Origin of the sequence: Corynebacterium sp. c8Ua_99 (genome assembly GCF_039907185.1) — a bacterium.
GTDB lineage: Bacteria > Actinomycetota > Actinomycetes > Mycobacteriales > Mycobacteriaceae > Corynebacterium > Corynebacterium jeikeium_D.
Genome location: NZ_JASBOG010000011.1, coordinates 79,091 through 89,380, shown reverse-complemented (window position 1 = coordinate 89,380; position 10,290 = coordinate 79,091). Strand labels below are relative to the sequence as shown.

Here is a 10,290-nt window from a genome sequence, read left to right as displayed (position 1 = left end):
CCTCCGGAGCAAGCTCGCTTTCAGTAACCCACTTGTGGTTCTTCATGGTCATACCATCATCGTCAATGTCGACCATGTACACCGGCTCCTGGGTGGAGTAGTCAACAGTGCCCTTGGCCCCCTTCATGCCCGCCATATGCTCGGCGTTGATGGTGATCTCGGAGCCGTCGGCAAGCGGTGCTTCGCCTGGGTTCTCCAGCTCCTCATGAACGACCCAGCGGTGGTCCTTCACCGGCTCACTGCCATCGGTCGGGGTGTAGGAAACGGAGTAGGTAGTGGTGTTGAAAACACCAACAACCTTGCCTTCTGCACCCTTCATGCCCGGCATGTGATCGGCGAGAACCTGCACTTCACTGCCGACCGGGAACTTCGCGTTGTCCGCCGCAATCATTCCCTCTGGAGCCGGACCACCATCGGCCGGATGGTCATGGCCGGCCATCGCGTCATCACCGTGGTCACCATGACCGCCATGATCATCGGCATCGTCCATATCATCCATGTCGTCATGGCCCTCAGTGCTGGTGGCCGACACGGAAGAGCTGGTCTCGCTAACAGTGCTGCTTGCCTCAGTACTAGCCGAATCATCGGAGGAGCAACCGGCCAGCACAAGGACGCTGGCGGCACCCGCGGCTACGAGAGCATCTAGTGGTCGAATATTCTTTGCCATGGTTGAGCTCCTTTGTTGTTGGTGTCAATCAATCTATGACCTCAGCCTAACAACGCTCCCCCAGCGTCACCAGGACTTATCGCCCTCGGCGAACAGAGATAGTCCAGCCAGCCTCACCGGTCTGCTCGAAATTGGTGACCTCGTGGCCATCCTTCGCAGCCCACCGCGGAATCGCATCCGTGGCCTGGGTGCAGTCGAATGGAATCACCAGCTCCTCGCCGACCTCAATCTTGTTGATCGCGTCCTTGGCCTCGATCAGCGGGAAGGGGCACACCGCGCCGACGGTGTCGAGCTCGTAACGCCCATCGCCCAGTGGCTTGAGCTTGCCGTCTTCCTGCTTGACGACGCTCCGGTCGAGCAACGCTACCGGCGCGACAGTAAAGGCACCCGCCAGCGGGGAGGCCTCGGTGCCAGCGACACCGGCACCTTCGCTACCCGGCAGGGACACAGGCGAAGTAGCAGCCGAAGTGACCGGAGCAGTTGCCGATACCGCTGTGTCGTTGGTGGTGGAAGGGGTGCTCGGGACGTCGTTAAGCGAAGGTGCGGACGGCTTCAGCCAGAGCTTTGCGGCGATAGCGACACCTGCGGCGATGGACGCCAGTGCGAGCCAACCCTGGTAGCTGAACAGCGAGGTCTGAACCATGCCGTTACCGACGGTGCAGCCGCCGGCCCACGCAGCGCCGACACCCATGAAGATGCCGCCGACGACCGAGCGTGCACCCTGGGTGGCGTCCGGGACGCGGAGGCGGAATTCACCGGAGGCCTTGGCCGCGATGAAGGAGCCGACGAGGATGCCGAGGACGAGGAGGACGCCCCAGTCGAAACGCTCGGTGTCACCAGTAACAACGTAGTTGGCGAGGTTGGAGGACGGAGTCGTGATGCCGAGGCCGTCGTTGCGGCCGGTGGCAGCGGACAGCGGCCATGCGATAACGCCGAGCACACCGACGATGGCGGCGGTGGCGTAAACATGCCAGGGCTTTTCGGCCAGGATGTGTGCCAGGCCGGTCTTGCGCGGCGCCAGAGTCACCGGACGCGGGCCGGAGAATTCTTCGCGCAGGAAGCGGACAGCGAAGTATGCCGTGACGGCGCTCAGCGCGATGACCAGTGGCCAGATGCTAATGCCCAGAGAGGCGTGAATGCTGGTCAGGCCGACGGTGCGTTCCTTCAGGGAATCCTGCAGGCCGTTGAGGAAGCCAGTCTTCATGGCAGCAGCGGATAGGGCGTAAAAGACCAGTGCGATCCAGGAGCCGATCAGGCCCTCACCGGAGCGGTACCAGGTACCCGAGGCGCAGCCACCGGCCAGGACGATACCAAGTCCGAAGATAACGCCACCGACAATAACGGCCAGCGGTGCCAGCTCGTTGTATTCGGGAGTAATCACGCCGGCGCTGGTCAGTGCGGCCAGGCCGATGGCGTGGACGGAAATAACAATCAGCAGGGCGACAAAGCCGCGCCAGCTGCGCTGAGTGAAGATATCGCGCAAGAAGCCGGTGACGCAGAAGCGTCCTCGCTGCATAACAAAGCCGAGCACGGCACCCAGCGCTAGTCCTGAAATGAGCATGAGAGTGTTTCTCCTAAAATTATGAGCCAGTCCGCCATCAAAGCCATAATGAACAGACCTGTCTATTAGTGGATTAGAAGCTACTCTACACAGCGAAAAAAGTCCAACTTAATGAAGTTTTCATAGGGTAGAACACCTGCCAATAGACAGACCGAACCGTATAGTTGCTGGTGAGAAGCGCAAGTTGTGGCAAGCTAAAACACTATGAGCGCACAGAATTCAGCCCTGGTTGGACACCAGCGACACCAGCGGTTCCTTGCGATGCGCTCGATACTCGACCTTCCTTTTACCCATGCTTTCGCCCTTGATCCTCAGGCGGTCATCGATATTTCCGGCGTGGCCCGCCTCAGCGAGCTCAATGCCAAAAATGTCGCAATAATCGACAGCTTGCGTTCACTCGCCCACACCAACACGCAGGACTTTTACGCCATCGATGACGCGGCAGAAGCTCTGGGTACCGCCTTGCGAATGGCGATTTCCTCCCGGCAGCTACTCTGGTTCAGCTCGCTGCCCGAAAGTGATGTGGACAAGGTACAAAACATCCTCGGTAGCGACATCGTTCATGTGGTGGGCCCGGAACTGGCCGTCGATAAGCTCGATGACAGTACCCTCGAGCTTCCCACTGCACTGAAACAGCGCGGAGAACCACTGGTGCCCATCGCTATCTCGCCAAGCGAGCTGGTACAGGCCTGGGCACACGGCAGTCTCGAGCAGCAAAAACTGCTCGCTTACCTGCTGGAGGGAACAAATACGCTGGTCATGCAGCAAAAGGATCTGCATGCACTACGCAAAGTCGGGACCAAACTCATCGAGCGCAACCCCGTGTGGCGCCTGCTCTACAACCCGAAAGTGTTGGCCTATCTGGTGGTAATGGTCTACTCTTCGCTCCGCGCGCTACCTGTGGTTTTCGTCCCCGGATTCCATGGCAATGTCTGGGTGCTGTGGAGCATCGACATCATTACCGCTATCCCCTACACCTGGGGAATTGTCGAGATGATCACCGGCCGCTCATTCGGCCGAAGAATGCTGGGGCTCCTGATCACCCTAGTGACTTTCGTCTCGCCTTACGTCTACTTCTGGGCCAATGGGCGCGATTATCCGGTGTGGGTCACTATCTTTGTCATTGCGTTAATTGTTGCAGCCTGCGCCGTCGAATACGTCCGCTGGCTGCGCGACCGCGCCATCTCCGCAATCCTGCGCCAACCACCCACCAACTGCCGCTAGCGACCGCTAAGCGAGCGCCGCACGCCGCCAATAATCAGCCAGGCACCGGCGGCAACGTTGACAGCCACAAGCCCGTGGATAGACGTCTTGCTTAACGACGCTGCCATCGTCTCACTTGCGATAAGCATGCCGGTCGAGACAATCCAGATGAACGTTGCGGCAATGTTGGCAATCCGGCCGCGTTCCACGCGGAATGGATGCGTGTAGTGCAGCGGCACCAACGTCATTGCGCTGAAGATAAAAATGGCAGAGATACACACCGCCATGGGCGCGTTCCATACCCACAGCAAGACCGCCACGATATTCCACGCGGCGGGGAAACCAACGAAGTAGTAGTCGCCGGACTTGGCGGCTTCGTTGGCATAGCAGAACATCGACGACACCAGGACCAAAATGATCAGGGCAATCGCCAACGGCCGTGGCCCCAGCGGCAGATACATAACCATGAAAGCCGCGGGTATGGCGGTCCAGGTGAGATAGTCGACGATGTTGTCCACCACTGCGCCGTTAAACCACGGGACGACTTCCTTGATGTGATGCTTACGCGCCATATTGCCGTCGACACCATCGACGACGAGGGCAATGCCCAGCCAGAGCCACATCCAATGTGGGCTGCCCTCCAGCAGTGCGACCGCAGCCAGCGTTGCCCACACCAAACCGGTCAGCGTGAAGGCATGCACAGCCCAGGCGATGACATGCTGGCGCCAGGTGAAGCGGGTGAAGGTCGCGGCGGTGCTGGCAGTATCGGCGCAGGCAGTATCTGGCCCACTGGCGGTACTAGAACTGGCATTGTCGGAGCGAGTAGTAGCGTTCACGGCAGATGTCCTTTAGAGAACAAAATGCGCACAACTGCAAACCTTTATCGCAGTTGTGCGCAGAGTCGATTTTTTTCAATCGGTGAGTATAACGGCCGATGGGTCGTTTTCCCGTATTTTTACTCGGGCTTGTTCCGAGTTATTTAACGACGATCCTCGAACCAACCGGTAACAGCCGGTGCTGTGTTCTCGTAGACCAGCTTGGCTTCGGTGTACTCCTCCAGGCCGGTCGGGCCCAGCTCGCGGCCAATACCGGACTGACCAAAGCCACCCCACTCGGCCTGTGGCAGGTAGGGGCCAAAGTCGTTGATCCAGACGGTACCGTGACGCAGCTCGCGGGAAACGCGCTCAGACACCTCGCGGTTGGATGACCACACCGCACCGGCCAGGCCGTATTCGGTGTCGTTGCCGATCTCGATGGCCTCGTCAACCGTGGTGAAGGTCTCCACCGTCACTACCGGGCCAAAGGCTTCGTCGTGGACGCAGTCCATATCGCGGGTGACCTGGTCAATCACGGTTGGGAGGTAGAAGTAGCCGTCGGCAAGCGAGGCGGAACCATCGGCGGTGGTGCCCGTGGCGATCTCGCCGCCTACGCGCACACGAGCGCCCTGCTCACGAGCTCGATCGACGTATGCCGCGACCTTATCCAGGTGCTGCTTCGAAATCAGCGCACCGGTCTCGGCCTTCTCGTCGAGCGGACCGCCGAGCTGGATGTGTCCGGCGCGCTCGACCAGATCGTCGACAAACTTCTCGGCGATGGACTCCTCCACAATCAAGCGAGCGCCCGCCGAGCACACCTGACCGGAGTGCAGGAACGCAGCATTGAGGGCATTGTCCAAAGCGGCTTCGTAATCGGCGTCGGCGAAGATGATGTTCGGGTTCTTGCCGCCGAGCTCAAGCGCGACCTTCTTCACAGACTTAGCCGCTTCACCAGCAATAATCTTGCCAGTGACAAGACCGCCAGTGAAGGAGACCATGTCCACCTTCGGATGCGAGGACAGCGGTGCGCCCGCTTCGGCACCAGCTCCGGTAATGAGGTTGGCAACGCCCGCCGGAACACCCAGATCATCGATGACGTGCATGAGTAGAATTGCTGTGTGCGGAGTCAGCTCCGCCGGCTTGAGCACAAAGGTATTGCCCGTGGCCAGCGCCGGTGCGACCTTCCATGCGGTCTGCAGCAGTGGGTAGTTCCACGGCGTAATCAGACCACAGACACCAACAGGTTCACGCACAATACGCGCGACGACGGACGGGTCATCCGCATCCACGAGACGACCGGCATCATTGCCCGCGAGCTTCCCGAAGTACTCAAAGCAGGCAATGATGTCATCCATATCGGCTGCCGCCTCAGGCAGGCGCTTGCCGGTATCCATAGCCTCTGCCCAGGCAAATTCGTCCTTGCGCTGCCTGATGGCAGCTCCGATATCGAGTACCAACTTGCTGCGCTCAGCTGTGCTCCAGGATGCCCAGGAACCTTCTCCGGTACGTCGGAAAGCAGCGTCGGCGGCGGCGATGGCGCGCTCGGTGTCGGTTGCGTCTGCTTCTGCGACCTCGGCGATGAAAGAGCCGTCGGCCGGGCACTCGATGGTGCGAGTATTGCCAGCGGCTGCAGCGGACCAGGTGCCGTTGATAAACAGCGTGGCGGCCCCTTCGTGAGATTTGGCGGTCTCGGTTGCGAGAGCCTTATCAGTAGTGGAAGGCTTAAAGGTCATTTAGGAATCCTCCTTGGCGTAGTCATCAGACCATTCGCGGACAGGTTCGGCATTATCGGACAGATCTGAGGTGCCCGGGAGATCAGACTGCATATGCAGGAACTCCAAGTGCCGTTCGTAGAGGTCGAGGACGTCGGAAATCAGCTGCTCTTGGGTGTAGCCATAGACGTCGTAGCCGAGCGAGCCGGTAAGCGTGAAGACCTCGAGACGGTAGTAGTAAATATCAGCATCACTGTCCAGGTGTACCAGGCCAGCGAAAGACGGCGTCAAGTGTTCAACCGGATAGACCTGGTAGCGGAAGCTCATCTCCTCGCCGAAACCGACCTGCAGGTCAATCTGGTCGATGCCAACTTCTTCTGCTGGTTCACGGTGCAGCGTCACTTCGCCGCCACGATCCCTGATAGCTTCTGCCACCTGTTCAAGCGCGGGCTGTACCACTCGGTCGAGGTAGCGCATGACTGGCTTCTTGCCCGGGAAGGACATGGAGCGGGCAAGTCGCTTACGCCAGTCGCCCTGTTCGCCATCTACGGCGCGGCCCGACATCGCCCCATGGAGGGCTCGACGTGTCGAATCCTGTTGCAGCAGCTCCAGTCGCAGCGACTTAAAGAGGCCATACATCACCAGATAGATGACAAAGGCGAACGGCAGGCCCATCACAATCGTCGCGGACTGCAGTGTCGGAATACCGCCGACGTAGAGCATCGCGATGGTCAGCACACCGACCACGACAGCCCAGAAAATACGGGTCCACTTCTTACCGTCCTGCTGTGTGTCGGTGATCTTCGAAGTGAAGTTACTCATCACCAGTGCTGCCGAGTCAGCCGAGGTGATGTAGAGCAGCAGACCGATCAGGGAGGCGACTGCCGCCACCAACATCGGTGCCGGGTACTGCTCTAGCAGAAGGTAGAAGGCGCGCTCCGGGTAATCCAATGCAGTCTGCCCAAACTCCGAATCGCCACCGATAACCAGGTCCAGAGCCGAGTTACCGAACACCGATACCCACATCAGAACGAAGAGGAATGGAATGGTCAGCGTGCCGACGACAAACTGACGCAGACTACGGCCACGGGAAATGCGAGCCAGGAACAAACCGACGAACGGTGCCCAGGCCACCCACCAAGCCCAGAAGAACAGGGTCCAGGAGTTCAACCATTCCTGCGCTCCGGAGAACGCGTAGGTATCCATAGTCATGGACGGGAACTTCGAGACGTACTCACCGACGTTCATCACCAGTGCGTCAAACAGGAACGCGGTGCGGCCGGTAACCAGGATGTAGAGCATCAAGCAGATGGCCAGGCCAACGTTGAGCTCCGAGAGACGACGAATTCCCTTGTCGACACCGGAAACTGCGGAGGCGATAGCCACCGATACGGCCACGACGATTAGAGCGATCTGCCAGGACGTACTCTCATCCACCCCGAACAGCACACGCAGGCCGTAATTCAGCTGGACGACGCCGATACCCAGCGAGGTTGCGACACCGAAAACGGTACCCAGCATCGCCGCGATTTCGACCGCTTCACCAGCGGGGCCGTGGATGCGCTTGCCGATAATCGGATAGAGCGCCGAACGAATGGTCAGCGGCATGTTCAGGCGATACGCGAAGTAGCCGAATGCCATACCCATCAGGGCGTAGAGTGCCCAACCGGTCACGCCATAGTGGAAGAGCGTGAACACCACTGCCTGACGTGCAGCTTCGATGGTCTCCGCGTCTCCGGTCGGCGGGCCATAAAACTGTGCCACCGGCTCCGCTACCGAGAAGAAGAGCAGGTCAATGCCGATACCCGCCGCAAAGAGCATAGAGGCCCAGGAGAACAGACCAAACTGAGGCTTGGCGTGATCGGGGCCGAGCTTAATCTGTCCCGTTCGCGAGATAGCGACGTAGAGCATGAAGAGCACTGCCACCGTCGCGGTCACAATATAGAACCAGCCGAAGTTCTTCGATACCCAGGCGACAATGCCAGCTAGGGTGTCCGCTGCATTGTCCGGGGCAAAAATAGCCCACAGGGCAATGGCAAGAATGCCAACACCTGAAATAATAAATACAGGCCAGTTGACCTCAGGCTCGGAGGTCACACTCGCTTGCGCTTGTTGTGGAGGGGCCGACTGCGATCGCTGCATTCCTTGCGACGATCCAGATTTTTCCTCCGTTACCTTCTCAGTTGGCGGAGTATCAGACATAGGAAAATCCTTCAGATTCGGGAACTAACCCAGCATACCTAGTTTGAATAATCCCTCAAGTTTAAGAATCGATTCAGAAGAATTCTCCAATACCAACATCAACACCTTCACCTGCATATTTACCCAGTTTTCAAGACGTTTAAAATCATTCCAACTGGAATTGAATACCAATTGTGTGGCATTCTATATAGGTGAAGGGGATTTGAGATACGCCTCCGGCCACTTATTCCAATATCAATATATAGGGCCCGCCTTTAAATATTACTTGGGGCTTATCGGGGCTTATCACAGTCCTTGAAAACCATTCCGATATGCATCGGCAAACAACCTACGGAGGTACACCAGAACATGGGAGCTTTCCCGGCTGTCTTCAACTTCGGTAAAAAGAATGGCAACACCACAGTCGAACACCGCGACGTCGTCATCGTTGGCGCGGGCTCTGCCGGCTCTGTGCTGGCTAACCGGCTGTCCGCAGACCACGCTCAGCAGGTGCTCGTACTCGAGGCCGGCCGCATGGACTCCCTCTGGGATCTCTACATTCACATGCCTTCGGCGTTCTCCTTCCCAATCGGTAACAAGTACTACGACTGGAAGTACGAATCCGAGCCGGAACCGGAGATGAACGGTCGCCGCATCTACCACGCCCGCGGCAAGGTCGTCGGCGGCTCCTCCTCCATCAACGGCCAAATTTACCAGCGCGGTAACCCCATGGACTACGACAAGTGGGGCGACACCAAGGGGCTGGAGAACTGGGGCTGGAACCACGTTCTGCCGTACTTCAAGCGCATGGAAAATGCGCTCGGCTCCGACAAGGACGACCCGCGCCGTGGCCACGACGGCCCACTGCGCATGAAGCGCGGTCCGGCCGATTCTCCGCTGTTCAAGGCCTTCTTCAAGTCTGTCCAGCAGGCCGGCTACAACTACACCCCGGACGTCAACGGCTACCGCCAGGAGGGCTTCGGTCCCTTCGACGCGAACATCGACAAGGGCCGTCGCCTCTCCGCTGCCCGCGCATACCTGCACCCAGTCCTGCAGCGTCCAAATCTGGAGCTCCGCACCCGCGCAGAAGCCACCCGCATCCTCTTCGAGGGCACCAAGGCCGTCGGCATCGAGTACACCTGGAAGGGTCGTACACACCAGGTGCGAGCAGACAAGGTCATCCTCTGCGGTGGCGCTTTCAACTCTCCGCAGCTGCTCGAGGTCTCCGGCGTTGGCGATGAGAAGATTCTGAATGCCGCCGGAGTGAACGTCGTCAAGCACCTGCCTGGTGTCGGCGAGAACCTGCAGGACCACCTGGAGGTCTACATTCAGTACAACGCCACCCAGCCGGTGTCTTCACAGCCGTACCTGGAGAAGTGGCGTTGGCCGTTCATCGGTCTGTGGTGGATGCTCACCCACAAGGGCCCGGTGGCAACGTCGCACTTCGAGGGTGGCGGTTTCGCGCGCTCCAACGACAACGAGCCCTACCCGAACCTGATGTTCCACTTCCTGCCGCTGGCCATGCGTTACGACGGCACGAAGATCGATAGCCCGCACGGTTTCCAGTTCCACGTTGGTCCGATGTACTCGGATGCCCGTGGCCATGTCCACATCACCTCCTCGGACATCAAGGTCAAGCCGTCGATCCTGTTCAACTACCTGTCCACTGATCAGGACCGCCGTGAATGGGTCGAGGCTGTGAAGGTCTCCCGTAAGTTGCTGGACACTCCGGCCATGAAGGAGTACACCGACGGCGAGATTTCCCCGGGTGCAGATGTGCAGACCGACGAGGAAATTCTCGAGTGGGTCCGCAAGGATGCCGAGACCGCCCTGCACCCATCCTGCACCTGCAAGATGGGGCCGGCCTCCGACGAGATGGCCGTGGTCGATCCGGAGACCATGCAGGTCCACGGCACCGAGGGCCTCTACGTGGTTGACGCTTCGGTCATGCCGGGCATCACCAACGGCAATATCTACGCACCGACTATGATGATTGCCGAAAAGGCCGCTGACCTCATCGCCGGCAAGACCCCGCTGGCACCGCAGGACATTCCGTTCTACCGCGCTGGCCAGGGTATGCCGCTGGATCCGCCGGAGAGCACCAAGTAGTTCTTGAGTTCTTGAGGCGGTAGCGCGGCGTCTATTGCGCAA

The 10,290-nt window shown here is 59.1% G+C and carries 7 protein-coding genes; 2 read left to right on the top strand and 5 right to left on the bottom strand.

What is annotated here, in order from left to right; genetic code table 11:
- On the bottom strand, positions 1-667 hold a 667-nt coding region (locus tag QKE19_RS07790), incomplete at its 3' end, for a YdhK family protein (protein WP_347890743.1).
- Positions 668-743: 76 nt separating this feature from the next.
- Positions 744-2,228, bottom strand: a complete 1,485-nt coding sequence (locus tag QKE19_RS07785; RefSeq protein WP_347890741.1) for a YeeE/YedE thiosulfate transporter family protein — start codon at positions 2,226-2,228, stop codon at positions 744-746.
- Positions 2,229-2,432: 204 nt separating this feature from the next.
- Between QKE19_RS07785 and QKE19_RS07780 the strand changes: the two genes are divergently transcribed.
- Positions 2,433-3,452 (top strand): hypothetical protein, encoded by a 1,020-nt coding sequence (locus tag QKE19_RS07780; protein ID WP_347890740.1) that lies wholly within the window; start codon positions 2,433-2,435, stop codon positions 3,450-3,452.
- On the opposite strand, the gene QKE19_RS07775 is transcribed toward QKE19_RS07780, so the two are convergent.
- The 3 genes from QKE19_RS07775 to betT all read right to left on the bottom strand — a co-directional run bounded on the left by QKE19_RS07775 (position 3,449) and on the right by betT (position 8,160).
- The gene (locus QKE19_RS07775) at positions 3,449-4,267 is read right to left on the bottom strand and encodes a CDP-alcohol phosphatidyltransferase family protein (protein ID WP_347890739.1); all 819 of its coding nucleotides are present in this window, start codon (positions 4,265-4,267) and stop codon (positions 3,449-3,451) included. The genes QKE19_RS07780 and QKE19_RS07775 overlap by 4 nt on opposite strands.
- Positions 4,268-4,410: 143 nt before the next feature.
- A complete protein-coding gene (locus QKE19_RS07770; protein WP_049171791.1) occupies positions 4,411-5,979 on the bottom strand; it encodes an aldehyde dehydrogenase family protein in 1,569 nt (522 codons plus the stop codon).
- Positions 5,980-8,160, bottom strand: coding sequence for a choline BCCT transporter BetT (gene betT, locus QKE19_RS07765; RefSeq protein ID WP_049190998.1), 2,181 nt, complete (start codon positions 8,158-8,160; stop codon positions 5,980-5,982).
- Positions 8,161-8,508: 348 nt separating this feature from the next.
- On the opposite strand from betT, the gene betA reads away from it, so the two are divergent.
- Positions 8,509-10,248 (top strand): choline dehydrogenase, encoded by a 1,740-nt coding sequence (gene betA / locus QKE19_RS07760; RefSeq protein ID WP_347890738.1) that lies wholly within the window; start codon positions 8,509-8,511, stop codon positions 10,246-10,248.
- Positions 10,249-10,290 lie beyond the last annotated feature (42 nt).

What these genes read in the sequence shown, in the direction of transcription:
- betT (WP_049190998.1), bottom strand. Translation starts at nt 8,160, where the DNA reads ATGTCTGATACTCCGCCAACTGAGAAGGTAACGGAGGAAAAATCTGGA.
- betA (WP_347890738.1), top strand. Translation starts at nt 8,509, where the DNA reads ATGGGAGCTTTCCCGGCTGTCTTCAACTTCGGTAAAAAGAATGGCAAC.
- QKE19_RS07780 (WP_347890740.1), top strand. Translation starts at nt 2,433, where the DNA reads ATGAGCGCACAGAATTCAGCCCTGGTTGGACACCAGCGACACCAGCGG.
- QKE19_RS07785 (WP_347890741.1), bottom strand. Translation starts at nt 2,228, where the DNA reads ATGCTCATTTCAGGACTAGCGCTGGGTGCCGTGCTCGGCTTTGTTATG.
- QKE19_RS07770 (WP_049171791.1), bottom strand. Translation starts at nt 5,979, where the DNA reads ATGACCTTTAAGCCTTCCACTACTGATAAGGCTCTCGCAACCGAGACC.